The 23,804-nt window shown below is 59.1% G+C and carries 26 protein-coding genes and 1 pseudogene; 11 read left to right on the forward strand and 16 right to left on the reverse strand.

Going from position 1 to position 23,804, the window contains the following annotated elements; genetic code table 11:
- Positions 1–1,257: a CmpA/NrtA family ABC transporter substrate-binding protein gene (locus ACQUTP_RS04365; protein WP_205608484.1), complete on the reverse strand. Its 1,257-nt coding sequence runs from the start codon at positions 1,255–1,257 to the stop codon at positions 1–3.
- A 244-nt stretch (positions 1,258–1,501) separates the two neighbouring features.
- A complete protein-coding gene (gene nasR / locus ACQUTP_RS04370) occupies positions 1,502–2,683 on the reverse strand; it encodes a nitrate regulatory protein NasR (protein WP_032456276.1) in 1,182 nt (393 codons plus the stop codon).
- Between the two features lie 68 nt (positions 2,684–2,751).
- On the opposite strand from nasR, the gene ACQUTP_RS04375 reads away from it, so the two are divergent.
- Together ACQUTP_RS04375 and ACQUTP_RS04380 are read left to right on the forward strand one after the other, a co-directional pair.
- Complete coding sequence (locus ACQUTP_RS04375; protein ID WP_012541343.1) at positions 2,752–3,105, forward strand: DsrE/DsrF/TusD sulfur relay family protein; 354 nt, start codon at positions 2,752–2,754, stop codon at positions 3,103–3,105.
- A 238-nt stretch (positions 3,106–3,343) separates the two neighbouring features.
- A complete protein-coding gene (locus ACQUTP_RS04380) occupies positions 3,344–3,586 on the forward strand; it encodes a DUF1883 domain-containing protein (protein WP_002910387.1) in 243 nt (80 codons plus the stop codon).
- Positions 3,587–3,642: 56 nt separating this feature from the next.
- Here ACQUTP_RS04380 and ACQUTP_RS04385 read toward each other — a convergent pair whose 3' ends face one another.
- Positions 3,643–4,323: a gamma-glutamylcyclotransferase gene (locus tag ACQUTP_RS04385; protein WP_004203203.1), complete on the reverse strand. Its 681-nt coding sequence runs from the start codon at positions 4,321–4,323 to the stop codon at positions 3,643–3,645.
- 136 nt (positions 4,324–4,459) lie between these two features.
- Positions 4,460–4,690, reverse strand: coding sequence for a putative cation transport regulator ChaB (gene chaB / locus ACQUTP_RS04390; RefSeq protein WP_057215933.1), 231 nt, complete (start codon positions 4,688–4,690; stop codon positions 4,460–4,462).
- A 263-nt stretch (positions 4,691–4,953) separates the two neighbouring features.
- Between chaB and chaA the strand changes: the two genes are divergently transcribed.
- Complete coding sequence (gene chaA, locus ACQUTP_RS04395) at positions 4,954–6,054, forward strand: sodium-potassium/proton antiporter ChaA (RefSeq protein ID WP_004203207.1); 1,101 nt, start codon at positions 4,954–4,956, stop codon at positions 6,052–6,054.
- Positions 6,055–6,140: 86 nt separating this feature from the next.
- Here chaA and kdsA read toward each other — a convergent pair whose 3' ends face one another.
- The 6 genes from kdsA to hemA are packed head-to-tail and all read right to left on the reverse strand — an operon-like array spanning position 6,141 to position 11,472.
- Entirely contained in the window at positions 6,141–6,995 is an 855-nt protein-coding gene (gene kdsA / locus ACQUTP_RS04400; protein WP_002910393.1) for a 3-deoxy-8-phosphooctulonate synthase, read from the reverse strand.
- Between the two features lie 39 nt (positions 6,996–7,034).
- Complete coding sequence (gene sirB1 / locus ACQUTP_RS04405) at positions 7,035–7,847, reverse strand: invasion regulator SirB1 (protein WP_017899847.1); 813 nt, start codon at positions 7,845–7,847, stop codon at positions 7,035–7,037.
- 3 nt (positions 7,848–7,850) lie between these two features.
- On the reverse strand, positions 7,851–8,243 hold the full coding sequence (gene sirB2 / locus ACQUTP_RS04410; RefSeq protein WP_008804389.1) for an invasion regulator SirB2: 393 nt from the start codon (positions 8,241–8,243) through the stop codon (positions 7,851–7,853).
- Complete coding sequence (gene prmC, locus ACQUTP_RS04415) at positions 8,243–9,091, reverse strand: peptide chain release factor N(5)-glutamine methyltransferase (RefSeq protein WP_017899848.1); 849 nt, start codon at positions 9,089–9,091, stop codon at positions 8,243–8,245. Before prmC ends, sirB2 begins: the two co-directional genes overlap by 1 nt.
- On the reverse strand, positions 9,091–10,173 hold the full coding sequence (gene prfA, locus ACQUTP_RS04420) for a peptide chain release factor 1 (protein ID WP_004203214.1): 1,083 nt from the start codon (positions 10,171–10,173) through the stop codon (positions 9,091–9,093). The genes prmC and prfA overlap by 1 nt, the downstream gene beginning before the upstream one ends.
- Positions 10,174–10,215: 42 nt before the next feature.
- On the reverse strand, positions 10,216–11,472 hold the full coding sequence (hemA, locus tag ACQUTP_RS04425) for a glutamyl-tRNA reductase (protein WP_002910404.1): 1,257 nt from the start codon (positions 11,470–11,472) through the stop codon (positions 10,216–10,218).
- 271 nt (positions 11,473–11,743) lie between these two features.
- Between hemA and lolB the strand changes: the two genes are divergently transcribed.
- The 4 genes from lolB to dauA all read left to right on the forward strand — a co-directional run bounded on the left by lolB (position 11,744) and on the right by dauA (position 16,264).
- The gene (gene lolB, locus ACQUTP_RS04430) at positions 11,744–12,355 is read left to right on the forward strand and encodes a lipoprotein insertase outer membrane protein LolB (protein WP_004203216.1); all 612 of its coding nucleotides are present in this window, start codon (positions 11,744–11,746) and stop codon (positions 12,353–12,355) included.
- The gene (gene ispE / locus ACQUTP_RS04435) at positions 12,355–13,203 is read left to right on the forward strand and encodes a 4-(cytidine 5'-diphospho)-2-C-methyl-D-erythritol kinase (RefSeq protein WP_072140567.1); all 849 of its coding nucleotides are present in this window, start codon (positions 12,355–12,357) and stop codon (positions 13,201–13,203) included. Before lolB ends, ispE begins: the two co-directional genes overlap by 1 nt.
- A gap of 183 nt (positions 13,204–13,386) precedes the next feature.
- Positions 13,387–14,334 (forward strand): ribose-phosphate diphosphokinase, encoded by a 948-nt coding sequence (gene prs, locus ACQUTP_RS04440; RefSeq protein WP_002910407.1) that lies wholly within the window; start codon positions 13,387–13,389, stop codon positions 14,332–14,334.
- Between the two features lie 250 nt (positions 14,335–14,584).
- Complete coding sequence (gene dauA / locus ACQUTP_RS04445) at positions 14,585–16,264, forward strand: C4-dicarboxylic acid transporter DauA (protein ID WP_004203219.1); 1,680 nt, start codon at positions 14,585–14,587, stop codon at positions 16,262–16,264.
- Here dauA and ACQUTP_RS04450 read toward each other — a convergent pair whose 3' ends face one another.
- Both ACQUTP_RS04450 and ychH read right to left on the reverse strand, forming a co-directional pair.
- Complete coding sequence (locus ACQUTP_RS04450; RefSeq protein WP_285754977.1) at positions 16,265–17,311, reverse strand: MerR family transcriptional regulator; 1,047 nt, start codon at positions 17,309–17,311, stop codon at positions 16,265–16,267.
- Between the two features lie 222 nt (positions 17,312–17,533).
- Positions 17,534–17,809: a stress-induced protein YchH gene (gene ychH / locus ACQUTP_RS04455; RefSeq protein ID WP_002910437.1), complete on the reverse strand. Its 276-nt coding sequence runs from the start codon at positions 17,807–17,809 to the stop codon at positions 17,534–17,536.
- A 272-nt stretch (positions 17,810–18,081) separates the two neighbouring features.
- On the opposite strand from ychH, the gene pth reads away from it, so the two are divergent.
- On the forward strand, positions 18,082–18,666 hold the full coding sequence (gene pth / locus ACQUTP_RS04460) for an aminoacyl-tRNA hydrolase (RefSeq protein ID WP_004180389.1): 585 nt from the start codon (positions 18,082–18,084) through the stop codon (positions 18,664–18,666).
- A gap of 117 nt (positions 18,667–18,783) precedes the next feature.
- Positions 18,784–19,875 carry a redox-regulated ATPase YchF gene (gene ychF / locus ACQUTP_RS04465; RefSeq protein ID WP_004203224.1) on the forward strand — a complete coding sequence of 364 codons (1,092 nt, stop codon included), beginning with the start codon at positions 18,784–18,786 and terminating at the stop codon, positions 19,873–19,875.
- A gap of 86 nt (positions 19,876–19,961) precedes the next feature.
- Here ychF and ACQUTP_RS04470 read toward each other — a convergent pair whose 3' ends face one another.
- The 3 genes and pseudogenes from ACQUTP_RS04470 to ACQUTP_RS04480 all read right to left on the reverse strand — a co-directional run.
- Positions 19,962–20,291, reverse strand: a complete 330-nt coding sequence (locus ACQUTP_RS04470; RefSeq protein ID WP_004203225.1) for a DUF1869 domain-containing protein — start codon at positions 20,289–20,291, stop codon at positions 19,962–19,964.
- An 83-nt stretch (positions 20,292–20,374) separates the two neighbouring features.
- A complete protein-coding gene (locus ACQUTP_RS04475; RefSeq protein WP_023318572.1) occupies positions 20,375–21,289 on the reverse strand; it encodes a sugar ABC transporter substrate-binding protein in 915 nt (304 codons plus the stop codon).
- A 131-nt stretch (positions 21,290–21,420) separates the two neighbouring features.
- Positions 21,421–21,783: pseudogene (locus ACQUTP_RS04480) on the reverse strand (VasL domain-containing protein); the annotation flags it as partial.
- Positions 21,784–22,080: 297 nt separating this feature from the next.
- On the opposite strand from ACQUTP_RS04480, the gene ACQUTP_RS04485 reads away from it, so the two are divergent.
- On the forward strand, positions 22,081–22,410 hold the full coding sequence (locus tag ACQUTP_RS04485) for a gamma-glutamylcyclotransferase family protein (RefSeq protein ID WP_004203231.1): 330 nt from the start codon (positions 22,081–22,083) through the stop codon (positions 22,408–22,410).
- Positions 22,411–22,525: 115 nt separating this feature from the next.
- A complete protein-coding gene (locus tag ACQUTP_RS04490) occupies positions 22,526–23,065 on the forward strand; it encodes a DUF2058 domain-containing protein (protein WP_017899854.1) in 540 nt (179 codons plus the stop codon).
- A 24-nt stretch (positions 23,066–23,089) separates the two neighbouring features.
- Here ACQUTP_RS04490 and ACQUTP_RS04495 read toward each other — a convergent pair whose 3' ends face one another.
- Positions 23,090–23,788, reverse strand: a complete 699-nt coding sequence (locus ACQUTP_RS04495) for an RluA family pseudouridine synthase (RefSeq protein ID WP_004203233.1) — start codon at positions 23,786–23,788, stop codon at positions 23,090–23,092.
- Between the last annotated feature and the right edge of the window lie 16 nt (positions 23,789–23,804).

Genomic DNA, 23,804 nt, shown 5'->3' on the forward strand with positions numbered 1-23,804 from the left:
TCATGCCCCCTTACGTTGAATAGCGAAATGGCGGGCGTAGCCTTCCGGGTCGGACCCGTTCCAGACCGTACCGTCCATCAGTGTGCTGCTGCGCATCGTGGCTGCCGGCGCGCTGATCCCCCCTACCGCCTGGGCGGCAGCCTGCCAGACGTCGATGCGATTAATGCGCGACGCCACCGCGAGATAATCCGGAGCCTGTTTCAGCAGCCCCCAGCGACGAAACTGGGTGAGGAACCACATCCCGTCCGACAGCCAGGGGAAGCTCACCTCGCCCTCGGCGTAAAAGCGCATCGGATGGGGATCCTGCCAGCGGCGGCCGAGGCCGTTGTCATACTCCCCAAGCATCCGGCCGGTGAGGTACTGCTCTTTGGTATTGAGCCAGCCGCGCCTGGCGAGCAGGCGGGCCGTCTCCCGGGTGTTCTCCGCCGAGGCGGCGATCCAGCGCTGCGCCTCCATCAGGGCCGCCACCAGCGCGCGGGCGGTGTTCGGCTGGCGTTCCACCCAGTCGCGACGGGCGCCCAGCACCTTTTCCGGATGCTCGGGCCAGATATCCTGGGAAGTGGCCGCGGTGAAGCCGATACGGTCGTTTATGGCGCGGGCGTTCCACGGCTCGCCGACGCAAAAGCCGCTCATATTGCCGATGCGCATGTTCATCACCATCTGCGGCGGCGGCACCACGACGGTGCGCACATCGTTAAAGGGATCGATGCCGGCGCTCGCCAGCCAGTAGTAGAGCCACATAGCATGGGTGCCGGTGGGAAAGGTATGGGCGAAGGTGTAGCTGCCCGGCGCGATGCGGTCGATCAGCCGCTTCAGACCGCCGAGGTCGGTCACCCCTTTCTCCTGCAGTTCGCTGGAGAGGGTGATGGCCTGACCATTGCGGTTGAGGGTCATCAGATTGGCCATCGCCTGCGGCTTGCTGGCGATCCCCAGTTCAAGTCCGTACAGCAGGCCATAGAGAATATGCGCCGCGTCCAGTTCACCGGCCACCAGTTTGTCGCGCACCGCCGCCCAGCTGGCCTCCTTACTCGGCGCCAGGCTAATGCCATATTTTTTGTCAAACCCCTTCGCCGCGGCGATGGCCAGCGGCGCGCAGTCGGTCAGCGGAATAAACCCGACCCGCACGGTGGTCTGCTCCGGTCTGTCCGAGCCGCCGGCCCATGCGGCCTGCATCACGCCCGGCAGCAGCATCGCGCCGCCCAGCGCGGCCCCTGCCTGCAGCAAGCGCCGCCGTGAAATTGAAAATTTATCGCTCATATCCGCTCCACACGCGCAAAAAAAAAGCGCCCGACAGTGCATATGCACTGCAGGACGCCTTTATCCACGGACACCCGAACCGCCATTGGTTCGTCGCCCGGACTTTTATTCACTCACTATAATTAATGCAAAGGGGATGCCAGCTTTGGCAATGGCGCACGGGCGGGCTTTTCCTTTCGCCCGGGTCGGTTTGTCAGGCAAAAGTGCACCGCCGACAGGCAGCAAATGCCCATCGGTTGTGCATCTACTCCTTTGGAGTTACTGGCCAGATCGCCTTCACCATCAGCAGCGCGCGGGCTATCTCAACCATCCGCTGATTCTTGTCCATGGCCATCTTGCGCAGCGTCTGCCAGGCCTGCTCCTCCGGCATCCCCTGGTGTGTCATCAGCAGGCTTTTCGCTTTTTCGATCAGCTTGCGTTCCTCGAGCGCGTCTTTCAGCGAAGCCAGCTGGCTGGAGAGCTGCTGCAGCTCATAGGCCTGCTGGCGCACCAGCGGCAGCAGCTGTTTATCCAGCCGCGGCGTCACGCTGTCGCTCTCCTCCCCGGCCAGCCAGCCAGGCGCGTCGTCTTCTAACAGCGCGTCGGTGGCGTCCAGCAGATCGTCGATCAGTTGCTCTTCCACTTCGCGCAGTTGCTCAAGCCGCTGGGTCTGCAGGCCGAACCAGCGCAGCGCCGTTTCCCCACCGTCCGCCGCCGGCTGGCGGGTGCAGGCGATCCGCCGCAGCTGCTCTATGTCCAGACCGGCCTGGCACTCGGTAGTAAACAGCTGGACGGTCGCCGGGCTGCCCAGCGCCAGGAAGCTGTCGAAGCAGGGCTGCTGACCGTCAATACGGTCCACCAGCTGCTGGCGCAGGCTGTCGCTGAACTCGCCGCGGGTAAAGCCCAACGCTCCCAGCGCGCGCTCCTGACCCACCAATTCTTTTCCCTGCATAAAGCTGTACAGGGCGACCATACGCCCGGCTACCGGCGGGTCGTCAATGCTGTCATTGAGCTGCGGGACGATATTCAGCAGATGGCGGATAATACGGCTGAACTGCTCCGTCGCGGCTTCAGCGGCTACCTGCCGGCGGCTGACCTGCTCACGCAGCGCCGGGAGCTGCGCCAGATCGCCTACCGCCCGGGCGATGCGCCAGCACAGCGCGCTGCCGGCGACCGCGCGCGCCCGTTCGAGGGCGGCATAGAACAAGGCCAGCCGCTCATCAACCAGCGCCCCACCCGCCCGACACTCCGCCGCGTACAGCTGGCCGCCCGAGCAAAGAAAAATATTCGACGCCCCGCGCTCGCACTGCAGCATATGCACCAGCGCGCTGAGCTGACTTGCCAGCTCGCCCAGCCGGGCTAGTTGCTGAAGCTGTTGTTTTTGCAGGCGGCGCGCCAGCTGCAGCCAGGCCGTCGCTTCGTCCGCGTGACCAGTCGTATTATTCATACCCCTCCTCCGGGTTAACGCTTTATACTGCGGTAAAGCAATAACCGTGCCTTTAAGAAGGAGTTTGTATGCAACGTATTGTGATTATCGCCAACGGCGCCGCCTACGGCAGCGAGTCCCTGTTCAACAGCCTGCGCCTGGCCATTGCCCTGCGCGAACAGCAGTCCGACCTCGATCTCAAGCTGTTTCTGATGTCCGACGCGGTCACCGCCGGGCTGCGCGGGCAGAAGCCGGCGGAAGGGTATAATGTGCAGCAGATGCTGGAGATCCTCACCGCCCAGCAGGTTCCCGTGAAGCTGTGCAAAACCTGCGCGGACGGCCGCGGGGTCAGCGCACTGCCGTTGATTGACGGGGTGGAGGTTGGCACTCTCGTTGAGCTGGCCCAGTGGACCCTGGCGGCAGATAAAGTGCTGACCTTCTGAATCTGGGGTGCCGAACGGCAGGAAATATCAGGTTTCGCCACCTGAAGAGGCGAAAAAAACGTTAGCTGAATGCTTTCAGGAACAACGTCATTTTTGTTTAATCTTTATCCCTTTTTTTGATCAAAATCAGCATCCCGACCCGCGCCGTTTGGTGTGATGCACAGAGCAAAGTGTGAACAATATCACGCGAGGACTGGGTGGGCAGGATGCTGTAGCAGGACAGAAACGGGGTACAAAAATGGCGATGGTAAAAGCAAGTTTGACGTTGTTTGGCGGTGACACGCTGGTGGTGCGGTGCTCAGAGCGCTGCCATATTCATCTGATGAGCGCGAAGGTCCCTGGCGACAGCCATGCGGATATTCTGAGCGTGCAGGATCGGGACAGCGCCTATCTGACGGTGCCCTACAGCGGCACCTGGAACGTGCTTATCGACAGTCACAGCCAGTCACTGGAGCACTCCATCAGCTACGTGCCAGCCTGACCGTCACTGACAGAACACCCGCCCGGCCATGCCGGGCGTTTTTCTTTTCCGCGCGCTCAGGCCAGGCCTGGCGTCGGGCTCTCGCCCAACAGCGCGCGGACGCTGGCCACCAGATCATCAAGACTGGCGTCGTGCATCCCGAGCTTACTTAACGCCTGTTCCAGCGAAAACAGGTACTGGGCGTTGGTCCCGAGCGGCCCGCTGGCCCGGGCGATCAGCGGAGCGATGACCTGGGCGCTGGTATCCGGCTCAAACAGCGGATGACGCGGATCCATAATAAACACCAAAGCATTTACCGTTCGCCCGTCGTCCAGCTCCAGCTTGCACCAGGTGGGCAGATAGCAGCCGGTGATCATCTCTCGTTTCCACAGCAGAGTCAGCTCTTCTTCCAGCGTGTCGTCCGGCAGACGATAAGCGACGCCGGTAGTCCGGCCGCCCTCTTTCAGAGCCAGCATGCGTCCCGGCTGGCAGGCGCTTCCGCGCCCGGCGGTCAACCGCAGGCAAAACGCGCGGTGCCAGCCCGGCAGCGTGCCGGTGCAGGACTCGCGATAATTGAGCGCCGGGTTCCAGATAAGCGAACCGTAGCCAAAGATCCATACTGAGCCATCATCCGGGCGGCAGGCCAGCGTCGCCGCCAGCGAGGCTGCGCGTTGTTCTGCCGACCAGAGTAGCGATTCCTCAATAGCGCCAAACGCTGTCTTACAATCCGCATTCATCAAGAAATCACGAGTTAACACTGTTTACTACCTCCGCCACTGCCCGCTTCCCGGCGTTCGTCTCATGCATCCGTCAATATTGCTGAAATATTATCCAGCTTTATCTTTCAATAAGCAATCAGCGGGGCGCTGGCAAGCGTAAAAGCGGCGTCAGCAATTATTTTTTCTTATGCCACTTATCGTCATCGCCTTTCTCGTAGCTGTTCTTCACCGCCGCCCAAGCGACTTTGTGTGCCGTCTCTTCGCGGCTGGCGTCATCGCGCCGCTCGTCTTTATCCTTATATTGATCCCAGGCGCTGTTAAACGCTTCTTTATAAATTTCCTGCGCATGGGCAGGCAGAACATGCTTAACGCTGTCGGGTAGCTCTTGTTTACTGTGATAGGGCATTATGGCCTCCTGTTTGAGCATAAAGTTTAAGTCTGGAACGCAGGCGGCAGGCTATCAAGCCGATGATGAGTTAAAAATGAATTTTAGTAATTATCTGAATATTAATAATAAAAATAGAGTAATCGCAAATTATAATAAACTAATCAAGATATCTCTCGACACCCGTAAATTTAAGTAAAAATCCAGCGGCAATTTAGCAAAATCTGTTACTTTATCGCCCTGCGTTTTTATAATTATAACACCTGCATAAATGGAGATGGTTCATGACCCATGCACATGAGGCGGTAAAAACCCGCCATAAGGAGTCCTCCCTCGTCTTTCCGGTGCTAGCGCTGGCGGTGCTGTTTTTCTGGGGCAGCAGCCAGTCACTGCCAGTGGTTATCGCGATTAACATCCTCGCGCTGGTCGGTATTTTAAGCAGCGCCTTCAGCGTGGTCCGCCACGCCGACGTCCTCGCCCACCGCCTGGGCGAACCCTATGGCTCCCTGATCCTCAGCCTGTCGGTGGTTATCCTTGAGGTCAGTCTGATCTCGGCGTTAATGGCCACCGGCGACGCCGCGCCGACCCTGATGCGTGACACGCTCTACTCCATCATTATGATCGTCACCGGCGGTCTGGTCGGTTTTTCCCTGCTGCTGGGCGGGCGTAAATTCGCCACCCAATATATGAATCTGTTCGGCATTAAGCAGTATCTTATCGCCCTGTTTCCGTTGGCGATTATCGTGCTGGTGTTTCCCATGGCGCTGCCGGGCGCGAACTTTAGCACCGGGCAATCGCTGCTGGTGGCGGTGATTTCGGCGGCCATGTACGGTGTTTTCCTGCTTATTCAGACCAAAACCCATCAGAGTCTGTTTGTTTATGAGCATGAAGACGACGGCGACGATGACGACCCGCACCACGGTAAACCGTCCGCCCACAGCAGCGGGTGGCATACCGCCTGGCTGCTGGTGCACCTGGTGGCGGTTATCGCCGTCACGAAAATGAACGCCAACCCGCTGGAAACGCTGTTGACCAGCATGAACGCCCCGGTGGCCTTTACCGGCTTCCTGGTAGCCCTGCTGATCCTGTCGCCGGAAGGCCTTGGCGCGCTCAAAGCGGTGCTCAACAATCAGGTACAGCGGGCGATGAACCTGTTCTTCGGCTCCGTGCTGGCCACCATCTCACTGACGGTCCCGGTAGTCACCCTCATCGCCTTCCTGACCGGCAATGAGCTGCGCTTTGGCCTTGGCGCGCCGGAGATGGTGGTGATGGTCGCCTCGCTGGTGCTGTGCCATATCTCCTTCTCCACCGGACGCACCAATGTGCTGAACGGCGCGGCCCATCTGGCGCTTTTCGCCGCCTACCTGATGACCATTTTCGCCTGACCTCGCTTTCCCGCCCGGCGGAGTCCGGGCGAAAAAAAACCTGCCGGTTTTGACGCCGGCAGGCTTTTTAACTGATGAGGTCAGGCTTACTTGCTGGTATCCAGCTCGTCGAAGCTTTTCACCAGATCGTCAATCGCTTTCATCTGCTTGAGGAACGGCTCCAGTTTATCCAGCGGCAGCGCGGACGGGCCGTCGCATTTCGCGTGGTCCGGATCCGGATGCGCTTCGATAAACAGACCGGCGATACCTACCGCCATACCGGCGCGGGCCAGCTCGCTCACCTGCGCACGGCGACCGCCGGAGGCAGCGCCAAACGGGTCGCGGCACTGCAGCGCGTGGGTGACGTCGAAGATAACCGGTGAATTGTTGGAGGCTTTCTTCATCACGCCGAAGCCAAGCATATCCACGACCAGGTTGTCGTAACCGAAGTTAGCGCCGCGGTCGCAGAGGATCACTTTGTCGTTACCACCCTCGATGAACTTATCGACGATGTTGCCCATCTGGCCCGGGCTGACGAACTGCGGTTTCTTGACGTTGATCACCGCCCCGGTTTTGGCCATCGCTTCCACCAGGTCCGTCTGGCGCGCGAGGAAGGCGGGAAGCTGGATCACGTCCACGACGTCAGCCACCGGCTGCGCCTGGCTGGCTTCATGAACGTCGGTGATGATTTTCACGCCAAAGGTCTGCTTCAGCTCCTGGAAAATCTTCATCCCTTCTTCCAGACCCGGCCCACGATAGGAGTGGATGGAGGAACGGTTGGCTTTATCAAAGGAGGCTTTGAAGACGTAGGGGATGCCGAGCTTCTGCGTAACGGTGACGTAATGTTCGCAGATACGCATCGCCAGGTCGCGTGACTCCAGCACGTTCATCCCGCCGAACAGCACGAACGGCAGGTCGTTCGCTACGTTGATATCACCAATGCTAACCACTTTTTGTTTCATAAGTTCGCCTTATCAGGGTGTAACCGGAATGGTTCCAGACTAATGCAATGTAATTTGTTTGTGCGAAATCGTGTTGATTTGTGCGCGGATCATCTCGCTAATCGGATCCTCCGGACATTGCTCGACAAAATAGCTCAGGTCCAGCAGCGCCACGTGATCGCAATCCAGCTGGGCATATATCAGCCCGCGGTCGCGGATCTCATACGGGTCTTCCGGGTTAAACTGCAGCAGCGCTTCGCTGGCGCGCAGGGCCAGCTCCATCTGCCGCTCTTCCATCAGCGCCGACTTCAGGGTGTCCAGCAGCTTGCGGATCACCTCGGCGTTATCCGCTTCGTCGAGATCTTCATTAAACAGTTCCGCCACCGGCCCGATGTTGCCCTTCAGCCATACCTCCAGAGTATGTTCGTCGAGGGTTTCGCCATTGAACGGATTAATCAGCCACATCTCTTCGCTGGTTTCCGGGTCCGCGCGCAGCAGCATCTGGGTCGGGAAGATCACCGGCACCACCGGCAGCCCCAGACGCTGGGCGATCCACAGCAGGATCGCGCCTAACGACACCGCGCTCCCCTGACGGTTGACCAGCACTTTATCCAGCCAAAGCGCGTCGGAAAGACGATAAACGCCCTGCGAGGCGCCAAAGCCCCACTCCTCGTAAAACAGCGCCAGCAGGCGTTCTATCTGGCGTTCCTGGTCCCACGAAGGCGCAATCTCCTCCTGCGCGAGGCGCAGCAGCCGCTGCAGCTCTTCCTCGACAAAACGCGTCGGAAAATCGTCGCGAACCTGTTCAGAAATGAGGACCATGCCATCACACAATGGCGCTTTGTTAAATTCGAAATCCGCTAATGACCCCATGACCTACCCCAGTATCGGTATTCTTGTGATGGCGAGTTGAATGATGATAAACAACACCACCAGCGCCAGCAGGAACGCGATAAAGCGGCTCTGCTGGCTGCGCGGACGACGACGGCCCAGCGCGATAAAACCTAATGCGATATAAATGATAACGCCAAACAGCTTTTCAGTCAGCCATGCGCCGTCTTCTGTGAACGGCAGGTAGTGCGTTATCGCCATTAATCCCGCACCGCTGAGAAACAGCAGCGTATCGCTGCAGTGCGGCGCAATTCGCACCCACCGCTGGTTCAGCAGCGGGCTCTGGTGATACATCCACCAGTAACGTAAAACGAACAATCCTACCGACACCACCACGCTGGCGATGTGCAGATAGAGGACAGCCGTGAATAAGTTCATCAGCCAACGTTCTCCATGTCGGGTAAACGTCCGAGGGTCAGACGCTCATTGTCGCCATAGTCGCGACAGGTCGCGACGTCCAGATAGCCCGCTTCGCGGAACAGCGCGCGCACCGCTTCGCCCTGGGTCCAGCCATGCTCCAGCAGCATCCAGCCGCCGGGCTGCAGATACTGCCGCCCCTCGCGGATAATCTGCGCCAGATCGGCCAGCCCCTCATCGCCCGCCACCAGCGCCGTTAGCGGCTCAAAGCGCACATCGCCCTCGGCGAGATGCGGGTCTGCAGCGTCGATATAGGGGGGATTGCTGACGATCATGGCGAAACGCTGCCCGGCCAGCGCGGCAAACCAGTCGCTTTGCCGTATCGTCACGTTAGCGATGCCCAGATGGGCGGCATTACGCAACGCCAGCGCCACGGCGTCCGGCATGACGTCCACCGCGGTGATCTCACAGTCCGGACGCTCGCTGGCCAGCGCCAGGGCAATGGCGCCGGTCCCGGTGCCGAGGTCGAGAATACGGCACGGCGCGACGGGCAGACGCGCCAGCGCCTGCTCTACCAGACATTCGGTATCCGGGCGGGGGATCAGCGTCGCCGGGGAGACAAACAGCGGCAGCGACCAGAACTCCCGCTGCCCGACCAGATGGGCGATGGGCTCTCCGCGCTGGCGTCGCTGCAGGAGCGCCTCCAGCGTCGTCGCCTCGTCAGCGGAGAGCGTCGTTTCGCCGAAGGCCAGGATCCAGGTGCGCGCCCGGCCGGTGACGTGTCCCAGCAGGATCTCGGCGTCGCGTCGCGGACTGTCGCTCTCCGCCAGGCGGGCGATTGCCTGCTGCAGCCAGGCCTGAAAGGTCATCATTCCTGCTCGGACAGCGCCGCCAGCTGATCGGCCTGGTGTTCCTGGACAATCGGCTCAATCAGCATGTCGAGTTTGCCCTCCATCGCCTCATCCAGACGGTAAAGGGTCAGGTTGATGCGGTGGTCGGTCACGCGGCCCTGCGGGAAGTTGTAGGTACGATTGCGATCGCTGCGGTCGCCGCTGCCCAGCAGGTTGCGGCGCGTGGAGGCTTCCGCCTGCTGACGCTTGGCCACTTCGGCGGCACGGATCCGCGCACCCAGCACCGACAGCGCCTTGGCTTTGTTTTTATGCTGAGAACGTTCGTCCTGACACTCCACCACGATGCCGGTGGGCAGGTGGGTAATACGGATCGCCGAGTCGGTGGTGTTAACGTGCTGCCCGCCCGCGCCGGAGGAGCGGAAGGTATCGATGCGCAGATCCGCCGGGTTGATATCCGGCATTTCCGCCTCCGGCAGCTCCGGCATCACCGCCACCGTACAGGCGGAGGTGTGGATACGCCCCTGCGACTCGGTGGCCGGCACGCGCTGCACGCGATGGCCGCCGGATTCAAATTTGAGCCGGCCGTAGACGCCGTCGCCGCTGATCTTGGCGATCACCTCTTTAAAGCCGCCGTGTTCACCTTCGTTGGCGCTGAGGATCTCCACCTGCCAGCGGCGCGATTCCGCGTAACGGGTGTACATGCGGAACAGATCGCCGGCAAACAGCGCCGCTTCGTCGCCGCCGGTCCCGGCGCGTACTTCCACGAAGGCGTTACGCTCGTCATCGGGATCTTTCGGCAGGAGCAGGACCTGCAGCTGTTGCTCCAGCTGTTCGCCTTTATCTTTGGCGTCCCGCAGCTCTTCCTGCGCCATTTCGCGCATTTCCGGATCGTCGAGCATCATCTGTGCGGTTTCAATATCCTCCTGCACCTGACGCCAGTCGGTATAGCAGCGCGCCACATCGCTCAGTTGAGCATACTCCCGCGACAGCGCGCGGAATTTATCCTGATCGGCAATCGTCGCGGCATCGCCGAGCAGCGCCTGCACTTCTTCGTGGCGCTCGTACAACGCTTCCAGTTTGGCAACAATAGAAGACTTCATAGGCGTGAATTCACCCTGTCCTGAAAATAAGAGAAAGGTGCGCTATTCCAGCCCGAGGCTGTTGCGCAGAATATGCAGGCGTTCGTCGTCCCCGTCACGGGCGGCCTGCTGAAGAGATTTGGTTGGCGCGTGGATCAGGCGGTTGGTGAGCTTACGCGCCAGATCCTGCATAATTTCCTGGGCATCGCCGCCCTGCTCCAGCGCGGCCAGCGCCTTCGCCGTCAGCTCCTCACGGACCTGCTCAGACTGCGAACGGTACTCACGAATGGTCTCGCTGGCGCTCTGCGCGCGCAGCCAGGCCATAAATTCGCTGGTCTCCTGCTCGACGATCGATTCCGCCTGCACCGCCGCGGCCTTACGCTGCGCCAGGTTATGCTGAATGATGTTTTGCAGATCGTCGACGCTATAGAGGTAGGCGTTAGCCAGTTTACCGACCTCCGGTTCGACGTCGCGCGGGACGGCGATATCCACCAGCAGCATCGGCTGGTTACGCCGCGCCTTGAGCGCGCGCTCCACCATGCCTTTGCCGATGATCGGCAGCGGACTAGCGGTGGAGCTGATAATGATGTCGGCCTCTTTCAGCCGTTCGTCGATATCGCTAAGGGCAATCACCTCGGCGCCCACTTCTTCCGCTAGCGCCTGGGCGCGTTCACGAGTGCGGTTGGCGATCACCATTTTGCGCACGTGATGTTCGCGAAGATGACGCGCCACCAGTTCGATGGTTTCACCGGCGCCGACCAGCAGCACCGTCACGCTCGACAAGGATTCAAAGATTTGCCGCGCCAGGGTACAGGCGGCGAAGGCGACGGAAACGGCGCTGGCGCCGATATCGGTTTCGGTACGCACGCGCTTAGCCACCGAGAACGATTTCTGGAACATCCGCTCCAGTTCGCTCACGTTGAGGTGGCCGCGGCTGGAATCGGCGAAGGCTTTTTTCACCTGACCGAGGATCTGCGGTTCGCCCAGCACCAGCGAATCAAGGCCGCTGGCGACGCGCATCAGATGGCTGACGGCGTCGTTATCCTGGTGCCAGTAGAGGCTTTTACGCAGGTCTTCTTCATTGAGGCCGTGGTAATTACACAGCCAGCGGATCAGCGCTTCCTGCAGGTTATCCTGCTCTTCGACGCTGAGATAGAGTTCTGTGCGGTTGCAGGTCGACAGCACCACTCCACCCTGCACCATCGGCTGAGCCAGCAAGCTCTCCAGCGCCTTATCGAGCGTTTCCGGCGAAAATGTGACGCGTTCTCGCAGGGCGACCGGAGCTGTTTTGTGATTGATGCCAAGAGCTAAAAGGGTCATTGTGAGGGAGTAGTACCAGCGTTGCTAAGGTTAGTCTGAGTGCATCATACAGGATGCGCGTAATCAATAAAAGAGAGGCTCCCCTTTTGGAGTAATAGCCAAAGCAAGACCGCCATTAAGGTTAATTTTTTGATTTCAGACAACTTGAACGTAGACGCTATCGCCCGGCGACGCTAGCATTAAGGGTTATAAATGTAACCTGCTACACAAATCGGCCCGCTGTTCCCCTGCCGCCGGATTTCACTGTAGACATCAAGGATTTGTCATCATTATGAATCGACTGTTCCGCCTGCTGCCGCTGGCCAGCCTCGTCCTGACCGCTTGTTCTGTTCATACCCCCCAGGGGCCTGGCAAAAGCCCGGATTCGCCGCAGTGGCGCCAGCACCAGCAGGCTGTTCGCAGCCTCAACCAGTTCCAGACCCGCGGGGCGTTTGCCTATCTCTCCGACGAGCAAAAAGTCTATGCCCGCTTCTTCTGGCAGCAAACCGGTCAGGACCGCTATCGCCTGCTGCTAACTAACCCGCTGGGCAGCACCGAGCTGTCGCTGACCGCCCAGCCGGGCAGCGTGCAGCTGATCGACAACAAAGGCCAGACCTATACCGCCACCGATGCCGAAGAGATGATTGGCCGCCTGACCGGGATGCCGATCCCGCTGAACAGCCTGCGCCAGTGGATCATCGGCCTGCCGGGTGACGCCACCGACTATTCGCTGGACGATCGGTACCGTCTGCGCGAACTGAACTACACGCAAAACGGCAAAACCTGGCACGTCACCTACGGCGGCTACACCACCGATACCCAGCCAGCCCTGCCGTCTAATGTCGAGCTAAACAATGGCGCCCAGCGCATCAAGCTGAAGATGGATAACTGGATCGTGAAATGATGAGCCGCTGGCCCTCACCTGCAAAATTGAATCTGTTCTTATATATCACCGGCCAGCGGGCCGATGGTTACCACACCCTGCAGACGCTGTTTCAGTTCCTCGACTATGGCGATACGCTGACCATCGAACCGCGCGCTGACGGCGAACTGCGTCTGCTGACGCCGGTGGCCGGTGTACCGGATGAAGAAAATCTGATTATTCGCGCCGCGCGTCTGTTGATGCGCGCAGCCGGCGAAAGCGGCCGCCTGCCGGCGGGCAGCGGCGCCGATATCAGTATCGATAAGCGCCTGCCGATGGGCGGCGGCCTGGGGGGCGGCTCGTCCAATGCCGCCACCGTGCTGGTGGCGCTTAACCATCTCTGGGGCTGCGGGCTTTCGGAAGATGAGCTGGCGACCCTTGGTCTGCAGCTGGGGGCCGATGTGCCGGTCTTCGTGCGCGGCCATGCCGCCTTTGCCGAGGGAGTGGGTGAAATTCTCACGCCGGTGGAGCCCGAGGAAAAATGGTACCTGGTGGCTCATCCAGGCGTCAGTATTCCGACGCCGATCATTTTTCGCGACCCGGAGCTACCACGAAATACCCCGCGCCGGTCAATTAATACGTTATTAAATTGTGAATTCAGCAACGATTGCGAGCTTATCGCAAGAAAACGTTTTCGCGAGGTTGATGCCGCGCTTTCCTGGCTGTTAGAATATGCGCCGTCACGCCTGACCGGCACAGGGGCCTGTGTGTTTGCTGAATTTAACACCGAATCCGCTGCCCGTCAGGTGCTGGACACTGCCCCGGCATGGCTAAATGGCTTTGTGGCGCGCGGAGTCAATCTTTCGCCGCTCAAGCAGGCCCTGCTCTGATTCCTGCGCTGTGATGGCGCAACGATCATGAGTCAGCCGGGGAAATTGAGTTACGGTGACAACGTCACCCTGTTCCAGACGTTGCATCGTGCTCTTTAAATACACCGACTGGATCGAATGGCGCCAGCCCGCACATTATTGGCCCATTCATCCACCACTGGACGCATGCCTGAGGTTCTTCTCGTGCCTGATATGAAGCTTTTTGCTGGTAACGCCACCCCGGAACTAGCACAACGTATTGCCAACCGCCTGTACACTTCTCTTGGCGACGCCGCTGTAGGTCGTTTTAGCGACGGCGAAGTCAGCGTACAAATCAATGAAAACGTACGCGGTGGTGATATTTTCATCATCCAGTCCACTTGTGCTCCCACCAATGACAACCTGATGGAACTGGTTGTTATGGTTGATGCTCTGCGTCGTGCTTCGGCAGGTCGTATCACCGCCGTTATCCCTTACTTCGGTTATGCTCGTCAGGACCGTCGTGTTCGTTCTGCTCGTGTGCCAATCACCGCGAAAGTGGTGGCGGATTTCCTGTCCAGCGTCGGCGTTGACCGCGTGCTGACCGTTGACCTGCACGCAGAACAGATCCAGGGCTTCTTCGATGTGCCAGTTGATAACGTGTTCGGCAGCCCAATCCTGCTGGAAGATATGCTGCAGCTGAACCTGGACAACCCGATCGTGGTTTCTCCGGACATCGGCGGCGTAGTTCGTGCTCGCGCTATCGCTAAACTGCTGAACGATACCGATATGGCCATCATCGACAAGCGTCGTCCGCGCGCCAACGTCTCCCAGGTGATGCATATCATCGGCGACGTCGCTGGTCGTGACTGCGTGATGGTCGACGATATGATCGACACCGGCGGCACCCTGTGTAAAGCGGCAGAAGCGCTGAAAGAGCGCGGCGCGAAACGCGTATTCGCTTACGCGACGCACCCAATCTTCTCCGGCAACGCAATCCAGAACATCAAAAACTCTGTGATCGATGAATTTGTCGTCTGCGATACCATTCCGCTGGCACCAGAAATTAAAGCGCTGGATAAAGTGCGTACTCTGACGCTCTCCGGTATGCTGGCTGAAGCTATTCGCCGTATCAGCAATGAAGAATCAATCTCTGCTATGTTCGAACATTAATCGAGCCGAGCACAAAAACCCGCTGCGGCGGGTTTTTTTGTCTCTGCATTTTTAATTCTTCCACAACATCATTCGGCATGCGTCAAGGCGGCAAGTGAATGAATCCCCGGGAGCGTACAGGCAGTACGTGACTGGGGTAAATGAACGCAGCCAACACAGAGGCATCCCGAAAGATGACGTGGAAATGATCAATGCCTCCTTCACCTGCCATTTAGTTGACAGATGATGCGCTCATGGATGAAACATTATTGTGAACAGATTATTTTCCTCACATGTGATGCCTTTCCGCGCCCTCATCGACGCTTGTTGGAAAGAACAGTACACCACGGCCCGCTTCACGCGTGACCTGATCGCCGGGATCACCGTCGGGATCATTGCGATTCCGCTGGCGATGGCGCTGGCGATTGGCAGCGGTGTGCCGCCGCAGTACGGCCTCTATACCTCAGCGGTGGCAGGGATTGTGATCGCCTTAACCGGCGGGTCGCGCTTTAGCGTTTCCGGCCCGACCGCCGCCTTTGTGGTGATCCTCTATCCGGTTTCCCAGCAGTTCGGCCTGGCGGGGCTGCTGGTGGCGACGCTGATGTCGGGAATCTTTTTAATTCTTTTCGGCCTGGCGCGCTTTGGCCGCCTGATCGAATATATCCCGCTGTCGGTCACCCTCGGCTTCACCTCCGGGATCGGTATCACTATCGGTACCATGCAGATTAAGGATTTTCTCGGCCTGCAGATGCCCCATGTGCCGGAGCATTATCTGCAGAAAGTGGCCGCGCTGGCGATGGCCCTGCCGACCATTAACGTCGGGGACGCCGCCATCGGCGTCGTCACCCTCGGCACCCTGATCTTCTGGCCGCGGCTGGGTATCCGTCTGCCGGGCCACCTCCCCGCGCTGCTGGCCGGCTGCGCGGTGATGCTGGTAGTCAACTTGCTCGGCGGCGATGTGGCGACGATCGGCTCGCAGTTTCACTATCAGCTGGCGGACGGCACTCAGGGCAACGGCATTCCGCAGCTGCTGCCACAGCTGGTGCTGCCCTGGGATATGCCGGGCTCCAGCTTTACCCTGAGCTGGGCTTCGCTGCAGGCGCTGCTGCCTGCCGCCTTCTCCATGGCGATGCTCGGCGCGATTGAATCTTTGCTGTGCGCGGTGGTGCTCGACGGTATGACCGGTACCAAGCATAAAGCCAACAGCGAGCTGATTGGCCAGGGGCTAGGCAACATCGTTGCGCCGTTCTTCGGCGGAATCACCGCCACCGCGGCGATTGCCCGCTCGGCGGCGAACGTGCGCGCCGGCGCCACATCGCCGGTTGCCGCAGTGATCCACGCCCTGCTGGTGATCATGGCGCTGCTGATCCTCGCCCCGCTGCTCTCCTGGCTGCCGCTGTCGGCGATGGCCGCCCTGCTGCTGATGGTGGCATGGAACATGAGTGAGGCGCATAAAGTCATCAATCTGCTGCGCCACGCGCCGAAGGACGACATCGTGGTGATGCTGATGTGCATGTCGCTGACGGTGCTGTTTGATATGGTGATCGCCATCAGCGTCGGGATCGTGCTGGCTTCGCTGTTGTTTATGCGCCGTATCGCGCGCATGACGCATCTGGCGCCGGTCAACGTCGAAGTGCCAGACGATGTGCTGGTGCTGAGGGTGATCGGTCCGCTATTCTTTGCCGCCGCCGAAGGTTTATTCAACGATCTGGAGACCCGGATCGCCGGCAAGCGCATCGTGGTGCTGAAGTGGGACGCCGTGCCGGTTCTCGACGCCGGCGGTCTGGATGCCTTCCAGCGCTTTGTGAACAAGCTGCCGGAAGGCTGTGAATTGCGCGTATCTAACCTCGAGTTTCAGCCGCTACGCACGTTAGCGCGCGCCGGCGTCAAGCCGCTGCCAGGCCGCCTGAGCTTCTACCCCGATCGTCAGGCCGCGCTGGCTGACCTGTGATCACCCGGCGGCAGGCCCCTGCGCCTGCCGCATCAACGCCCCCGTCGCCTGTTGTATCCAGCTCAGCACCGCCGGCGTCATCCAGGTGCCCTTCATCAAATGCGGCTCCTGCTCCATTGCCCGACGAAACTTCTGCAACGTCTGCGGCCGGGTACCGGCGTAGGACTGAAACAGCTCAAGCCACGCCCGGGCCAGCGCCTGACCCGACGCTGAATCCGGCGCTATACCCTCCCGACATGCCTGATGCAGCTTCGCCACCAGCGCTGGCCACTCCTGTAGCCGGTCGAAATAGTGCTGGCGGGTGAACGCCATCTCTTCATCGTCGAGATACCGCGCCCAGATGGCCAGTTTGCTTTCGGCAAAGGCTTCGGTGATAAAGGCGATGATGGCCGGCGTGACGCCGGTCTGTTCAACCATTTGCGGCTCGGCGGCATGCATCGCGTTCAGGCGGGTCAGAAACTCCGGGCGCCCTGCTGTATCCTGCTCCAGGCGCTCCATCCAGCGCGTCGCCAGACTCATCGCCTGCGGACTGTCCGTCGGGCAGCCGCTCGCCATCAGCGTCTGCACCTCCTCCGTTAGCTCGCGCCACGCTTGGGCGCGCTGTTCATCCTGTGCCGCAAACGGCAGCGCGGCTAACTCCTGTTGACTAAACCAACGATCGTACATTTTCATTAACTCCAGCGTCTGTAGCCAGGACTCCAGATCGGGTTCATTGCCGCTCGCCAGCGCCTCGCGCAGCGCCAACAGCCGGTCGCGCAGCCTGGCGACATCACGCAGTTGGTCATTCAGCGTCTCTATCTGCTGCGTCAGCAGCTCAGGCAGCGACAGCGTTTGCCGATCGAGATAGTCCTTGATGGTGGCGAGCGTCAGCCCGGTCTGCGCCAGCGCCTTTATCATATGCAGGCGCTGAACCGCTGACAGGTTATAGAGCCGATAGCCCGCCTCGCTTCTGGCCGAAGGCGTTAACAGCCCCGTCTGTTCATAATGATGCAGCGTACGCACCGTCAGTCCGGCGCGTTTCGCCAGCTCTCCCACCTGAATTAACATGACTGCTCCTCTCTGTGGCCAGGTCCGCTACTCTGCTGCCTGACGTAACGTCAGGGTCAAGCATAAAACGCGCTTAATATTCACTTTTGGCGGCAACCATAGCATCACGAAGCTCAGGTCGGAATGGGGGTCGTTATATGGCGGGAAAAAGAAGAAGCGATAACGAGAGTCAGAGAAAAACGCATCGGCCGCGGAAGGCCGATGCGGAAAATGCGGTTGCGGTTAGCTGTGACGATGCTGGTTACGACGGCAGCGTTTATCGTAGTGGCGCACCCACCAGTAGCGGTCGCTGACCTGCTCGTGGCCGCCAATACGGGCTCCGGCCAGCCAGAGCACAGCACCGACGAAGATGCTTAAGATAGCGCCATGCGCAAAGAATTGTGGCAGGTTAAGCTGCGGAAGCTGGTTCAGAATGGAGTAACCCACCCCCACAACCATCACCACCAACCCTAACCCCATGAGTACGTTACCGAGTAACGAAGCGTTTTTGCGTTTCATGTGTCACCTCCGGACTTTGGGTTGCCAGGGAATGTCCCCAAATCTTATAGGTGTAGTATAGACAAGGTCTCTTCTGCGGAGTGCGCCCACGATCACATTAGTGAACAGCGAATAGACAAAAATTTACAAATAAGTCTATGAACCATATCAAATTCTAATGATTTAGTGAGTAAATCATCAATGCCGGTATTGTCTTATAGCCAGAATTTTGTCAAGCGCGCCCGCAGACAGTACACTACGCGGCAGAGAATGCCCCATGCAGGATAGAAAACGTGACCATTAAACTGATTGTCGGCCTGGCCAACCCCGGTGCGGAATATGCCGCCACCCGGCACAACGCTGGCGCCTGGTATGTGGATTTACTGGCGGATCGCCATCGCGCGCCGCTGCGCGAAGAGAGCAAATTCTTCGGCTACACCTCGCGCATCAACCTGGCGGGCGAGGATGTTCGCCTGCTGGTGCCCACCACCTTTATGAACCTTAGCGGTAAAGCCGTGGCCGCGATGGCAACCTTTTATCGCATCAACCCGGACGAAATTCTGGTTGCCCATGATGAGCTGGATTTGCCGCCGGGCGTGGCGAAATTTAAGCTTGGCGGCGGCCATGGCGGCCACAACGGCCTGAAGGACATCATCAGCAAGCTCGGCAATAACCCGAACTTTCACCGCTTACGCGTCGGGATCGGCCATCCGGGCGATAAAAACAAGGTTGTCGGCTTTGTGCTCGGCAAACCGCCGGCCAGCGAGCAGAAACTGATTGATGATGCCGTCGACGAAGCGGCGCGCTGTACGGAAATCTGGTTAAAGGATGGTCTCACCAAAGCGACCAACCGTTTACACGCCTTTAAGGCGCAATAAGCCGTTGTCGTGCGGCATTTTTGCCGCGCACCGTGTATAATAGGCAAAGCTATTCAATTTTCTGCAATCTGTTCCTTGTAACAGATTGATTATCCAAAGATTAAGGTGATTTAAATCATGGGATTCAAATGCGGTATCGTCGGTTTGCCCAACGTCGGCAAATCCACCCTGTTCAATGCGCTCACCAAAGCGGGTATTGAAGCGGCCAACTTCCCCTTCTGTACCATTGAGCCGAACACCGGTGTCGTACCGATGCCCGATCCGCGTCTGGACAAGCTGGCTGAAATCGTCAAACCGCAGCGTATCCTGCCGACCACCATGGAGTTCGTTGATATCGCGGGCCTGGTTAAAGGCGCGTCCAAAGGCGAAGGTCTCGGCAACCAGTTTCTGACCAACATCCGCGAAACCGAAGCTATCGGTCACGTGGTTCGCTGCTTCGAAAACGACAATATCATTCACGTCGCGGGGAAAGTGAACCCGGCGGAAGATATCGACGTTATCAACACCGAACTGGCGCTGTCTGACCTTGATACCTGCGAACGCGCGATTCACCGCGTCTCCAAAAAAGCCAAAGGCGGCGATAAAGACGCGAAAGTTGAGCTGGCCGCGCTGGAGAAATGCCTGCCGCAGCTGGAAAACGCCGGTATGCTGCGCGCGCTGGATCTGACCAAAGAAGAGAAAGACGCCATCCGCTATCTGAGCTTCCTGACCCTGAAGCCGACCATGTACATCGCGAACGTCAATGAAGACGGTTTCGAGAACAACCCGTACCTCGATCAGGTTCGCGCCATCGCCGAGCAGGAAGGGTCTGTGGTGGTGCCGGTGTGCGCCGCGGTTGAAGCGGACATCGCCGAGCTGGACGATGAAGAACGTGACGAGTTTATGGCTGAGCTGGGCCTCGAAGAGCCGGGTCTGAACCGCGTGATCCGCGCTGGTTACGCCCTGCTGAACCTGCAGACCTACTTCACCGCTGGGGTGAAAGAAGTGCGCGCATGGACCATCCCGGTAGGGGCGACTGCGCCGCAGGCAGCCGGTAAGATCCACACCGACTTCGAGAAAGGCTTTATCCGCGCGCAGACCATCGCTTATGAAGACTTTATCGCCTACAAAGGCGAACAGGGCGCGAAAGAAGCCGGTAAAATGCGCGCTGAAGGTAAAGACTACATCGTCAAAGATGGCGATGTGATGAACTTCCTGTTCAACGTCTGATCCCGCTGGCTGGCATTTCTGCCGCCATCGAGTAATAAAAAATCCACGCTCCGGCGTGGATTTTTTTTCGTGCGCCAGGCGGCGCGCTACTCCACGATATGGGTCTCTTCTGCCGCTTCGTAGCCATCAACGATCTGCACAATCTTTTTTAACTCGTCCTCAATAAAAGCCGGGGTGGCGCTTTCCCCTGAGGCCGGGTGATGAAGCTCCACCGAGATGCCGCTGGCAGCATTGGTCAGCGACAGGCTAATCTCCTGCGGATCCGCCGCAGACGAGGGTCGCCCGATATGCTGCGCGATGGTCGCCGCCGCCGCGCGCGTATCGACTTCCGCGAGATGCCCCCACCTCATTTCAACATGCCCCTGCTGCCCTGCCTTTATCACCTGCAGCGTATAACCGCTTTTTGCCATTGCCATGTCTTATCCTCCGGTTTCATTGCCCGGGCGACACATTCTCAGCCCGGTTTTATCAGCAAAGTTCGAACACTTCCGCCTTGCCGTTAATGACTCTTTTCCACATAGGTTTGCATATTTTCTTTGGTCACTAACTCAAACGGGATCCAGACATGGGACTCGACTTTTTCTCCTTTAATCAGCTTCAGCGCCACCGCTAAGGCCGTTTTGCCCTGACCAACGGCATCCTGGAAGACTGTTACCTGGATCTTATCGCTGGCCAACGCTTTCAGCCCATCCGGCGTGGCGTCGATCCCGCCGATCAGCAACTTCTTCTGGCTCTTCTCCAGCGCCATCGCCGCGCCAATCGCCATCTCATCGTTGTTCGCCGCCACAATATCAATCTCTTCCCCGTTGCCTGTCCAGTTCTGCATCAGATCCATTCCCTCGCTGCGGGAATAGTTGGCCGGCTGTTTCTGCACCACTTTCATCGCCGGGTATTTAGCCACCACCTGCTCTACGTCTTTGGTGCGCTGCAGCGCGCCGGCATCGGTGAGATTGCCGATCATGATGGCGACGTTGCCTTTGTAGTTTGCCAGCTTCGCCAGCGCTTCCATCTGTAATGTGCCGGACTCCCGCTCGTCCGATCCGACAAACACCACGCCAGGCGGTAACGTTTTATCCCCCGGCGTCCGGTTCACATACACCAGCGGCATTCTGGCCTGCTGCGCCATCTTCGTCAGCTGCGGGGTGCTGGCGGAGTCCACGGGGTCCACGATGATGGCGTCCACGCCGGAGGCGATGAAGCTCTGCACCTGATCGGCCTGGCGTCCGGTGTCGCCGCGGGCGTCTTCGAACTGCACATCGACGTGACGGGCTTGAGCTTCTTTCTCAATGGACTGACGGATAATGGTGAGAAAGTTTTGATCGAAGTAAGCCATCGAGACGCCGATCTTCTCCGCTAACGCCGAAGCGGAACTGGCCAGAAGGCCTACTAACAGGATGATTTTACAGTGCTTCATAGCATGCCCTCAGAGTTCGAAATAAAATTTTCAATATAAACACAAACGGTATATTTAAATCATTTTCAGACTACGAAGGGCGTTCGGTTCTTGCAATCATGATGTAAAGAAAATGTTGCCATGCGCACATTTTATTTCACCGCCTCACTCATCGAGGGCTCACCGGTTTCGGGGAGCTCAGCGGGCGGCGAGGCCGGCTGATTTCGCTTCAGCAGTGCATACTCCACGATCGGCTGTTGCAGATGCAGTTCGGCGAGGCTGCCGCGGGCGGCAGGCCAGGGTTGACCCGCGGGGAGCGCGGCCAGCTCGCGCAGCTGCTCCTCCAGCGGAACGGCATGGTTAAGCGACTGCATGATGGCAAACACCGCCGTTTTCAGTTCGCTCACCGTCAGGTACTTCCCCTTCTGCTCGTCGAGGGCATTGAGCTGACCGGCGAGCCGTTGCAGCTGCCGCATGCCCTCCGCCCAGCCGGTGAGGTGTTCCGCGGGCAAGCTGCTCGGCATACGGCCAGTTAATATTCGGCCGCGCCGGGTGGTTGAGCTTGTTCATTTCTGCACGCAGCGCAATAAAATCGGCCAGCGTGCGCGGGTCGCCACCGGTTTAATAGCGGAGGTCTGTATGTGTTGTCATCATGATGTCTGTCAGCGCGAGAATTAGCGGGCGGAGCGAGCGTCAAGGTACTGCTGGCGGTTGAGGTGGCGGATCAACACCCGGCCATTGCCAGGCGCTACATTACCCCGTATTTTGGGTTTCCGCTGTGGGCGGATGAAGTCACGATCGCGAGAGGAACAATGAAACCGTTATTTGTCTATGGGACGCTCTGTCCCGGTCGCAGCAATGCGCATATTCTGGAGACGATCGGGGGCGAGTGGCGTCCGGGCTACGTCACTGGCACCTTTTACGCGCGCGGCTGGGGCGCTGCCGCTGATTTTCCGGGGATCGTCCTCGACGCCAACGGCCCGCGGGTCAACGGCTATCTGTTCCTGTCCGACCGGCTGGCGGCGCACTGGCCCATGCTGGACGAGTTTGAGGAGGGGTACGATCGGGTGTCGGTTGAGGTGACCACCGACGATGGACAGCAGGTCAGCGCCTGGATTTATCAGCTCCAGCCCCGGGAGTAATCCCCCGCCAGTCTCGCGCTACTAGCCACAGCGGCCCAGCACGTCCGCGGGTCTGGCGTCGTTTCCGCCAATGCAGGTATACTTGCCAGATGTTTCCTAAGCTTCAGATACGCAAATGACAAAACTTACCTTACAAGAGCAGATGCTCAAAGCCGGCCTGGTCAGCAGCAAAAAAATGGCCAAAGTCCAGAGAACGGCGAAAAAATCCCGCGTGCAGGCCCGTGAGGCCCGGGAAGCGGTGGAAGAGAATAAAAAAGCCCAGCTGGAGCGCGATAAACTGCTCAGCGAGCAGCAAAAGCAGGCGGTGCTGGCGAAAGAGTATAAAGCCCAGGTCAAGCAGCTGATTGAGATGAACCGCATTACGGTCGCCCGGGGCGATATCGGCTTTAACTTTACCGATAATAATCTGATCAAAAAAATCATGGTCGACAAGACCACCCAAACCCAGCTGATTAACGGCCGTCTGGCGATTGCCCGCCTGGCGGTGGATAACAAACCTGAAGGGGAGTATGCGATTATTCCGGCGGTCGTGGCAGAGAAAATTGCCCAGCGCGATGCCAGCAGCATCGTGTTGCACAGCGCCCTGAGTCAGGATGAACAGGATGAAGACGATCCGTACGCCGACTTTAAGGTGCCCGACGACCTGATGTGGTGATCGCGGGCTTCCGGCGGCAGGCGATCAGAACGAGCTTGCCTGCTGGATATGCATCGGCTCGCGGCTGACGGGATGGACAAAGCGCAGCTCGCTGGCGTGCAGCATCAGCCGCGGAGCCTGTTCCGTGCCCGGCAATTCCCGGCCGCCATACAGATCGCAGCCAAGGATCGGATAGCCCAGCAGCTGACAGTGGATCCGCAGCTGATGGGTGCGCCCGGTCTCCGGGGTAAGCGCCACCCTCGTCAGCGCCAGCGCCCTCTCCCCTTCCCGCGTCTGGTACAGGCGGTCAATGACCCGGTAGCGCGAACGCGCCGGTTTGCCGTGCCGGACACTGATCGACATGCGCGGGAAACGGGCCGGCTCTTTGGCGATCGCCGCCTCCACGACCCCCTCGTCTTCCGGCAGATGGCCGCACAGCAGCGCCGTATAGACCTTACCCACCGTGCGCTGGCTGAACTGTTGGCACAGCGCAGCGTTAATCCCCTTGTTGCGGGCGACCACCATCAGACCGGAAGTGCCGAAGTCAAGGCGGTGTACCAGGGTACAGCCCGGAAAGCGCTGGACCAGTCGATGATGGACAGAGTCGAGGTTGCGCGGATCTTTGCCTGACAGGCTCAGCAGCCCGGCCGGTTTATTGATCAGCAGCAGGTGTTCATCCTGATACAAGAGGGTGATCTGGTCGCGGCACGGCGGCGCGACAAAGGTATCGATAATGGTGGACATCAGGCGGCCCGAAGAA

The organism is Klebsiella sp. 2-CIP_Kleb., from assembly GCF_050378715.1.
Classification (GTDB): domain Bacteria; phylum Pseudomonadota; class Gammaproteobacteria; order Enterobacterales; family Enterobacteriaceae; genus Klebsiella; species Klebsiella quasipneumoniae.

Bases quoted from the DNA above. Each gene is read 5' to 3' on its own strand.
- chaB (WP_057215933.1), bottom strand. From the start codon at position 4,690: ATGCCCTATCACAGTAAACAAGAGCTACCCGACAGCGTTAAGCATGTT.
- lolB (WP_004203216.1), top strand. From the start codon at position 11,744: ATGAATCGACTGTTCCGCCTGCTGCCGCTGGCCAGCCTCGTCCTGACC.
- ACQUTP_RS04495 (WP_004203233.1), bottom strand. From the start codon at position 23,788: ATGTCCACCATTATCGATACCTTTGTCGCGCCGCCGTGCCGCGACCAG.
- ACQUTP_RS04490 (WP_017899854.1), top strand. From the start codon at position 22,526: ATGACAAAACTTACCTTACAAGAGCAGATGCTCAAAGCCGGCCTGGTC.
- ychF (WP_004203224.1), top strand. From the start codon at position 18,784: ATGGGATTCAAATGCGGTATCGTCGGTTTGCCCAACGTCGGCAAATCC.
- ACQUTP_RS04475 (WP_023318572.1), bottom strand. From the start codon at position 21,289: ATGAAGCACTGTAAAATCATCCTGTTAGTAGGCCTTCTGGCCAGTTCC.
- ACQUTP_RS04470 (WP_004203225.1), bottom strand. From the start codon at position 20,291: ATGGCAATGGCAAAAAGCGGTTATACGCTGCAGGTGATAAAGGCAGGG.
- sirB2 (WP_008804389.1), bottom strand. From the start codon at position 8,243: ATGAACTTATTCACGGCTGTCCTCTATCTGCACATCGCCAGCGTGGTG.
- prfA (WP_004203214.1), bottom strand. From the start codon at position 10,173: ATGAAGTCTTCTATTGTTGCCAAACTGGAAGCGTTGTACGAGCGCCAC.
- ACQUTP_RS04365 (WP_205608484.1), bottom strand. From the start codon at position 1,257: ATGAGCGATAAATTTTCAATTTCACGGCGGCGCTTGCTGCAGGCAGGG.
- ispE (WP_072140567.1), top strand. From the start codon at position 12,355: ATGAGCCGCTGGCCCTCACCTGCAAAATTGAATCTGTTCTTATATATC.
- chaA (WP_004203207.1), top strand. From the start codon at position 4,954: ATGACCCATGCACATGAGGCGGTAAAAACCCGCCATAAGGAGTCCTCC.
- ACQUTP_RS04485 (WP_004203231.1), top strand. From the start codon at position 22,081: ATGAAACCGTTATTTGTCTATGGGACGCTCTGTCCCGGTCGCAGCAAT.
- ychH (WP_002910437.1), bottom strand. From the start codon at position 17,809: ATGAAACGCAAAAACGCTTCGTTACTCGGTAACGTACTCATGGGGTTA.
- hemA (WP_002910404.1), bottom strand. From the start codon at position 11,472: ATGACCCTTTTAGCTCTTGGCATCAATCACAAAACAGCTCCGGTCGCC.
- kdsA (WP_002910393.1), bottom strand. From the start codon at position 6,995: ATGAAACAAAAAGTGGTTAGCATTGGTGATATCAACGTAGCGAACGAC.
- prmC (WP_017899848.1), bottom strand. From the start codon at position 9,091: ATGACCTTTCAGGCCTGGCTGCAGCAGGCAATCGCCCGCCTGGCGGAG.
- ACQUTP_RS04375 (WP_012541343.1), top strand. From the start codon at position 2,752: ATGCAACGTATTGTGATTATCGCCAACGGCGCCGCCTACGGCAGCGAG.
- ACQUTP_RS04450 (WP_285754977.1), bottom strand. From the start codon at position 17,311: ATGTTAATTCAGGTGGGAGAGCTGGCGAAACGCGCCGGACTGACGGTG.
- sirB1 (WP_017899847.1), bottom strand. From the start codon at position 7,847: ATGGGGTCATTAGCGGATTTCGAATTTAACAAAGCGCCATTGTGTGAT.
- ACQUTP_RS04380 (WP_002910387.1), top strand. From the start codon at position 3,344: ATGGCGATGGTAAAAGCAAGTTTGACGTTGTTTGGCGGTGACACGCTG.
- nasR (WP_032456276.1), bottom strand. From the start codon at position 2,683: ATGAATAATACGACTGGTCACGCGGACGAAGCGACGGCCTGGCTGCAG.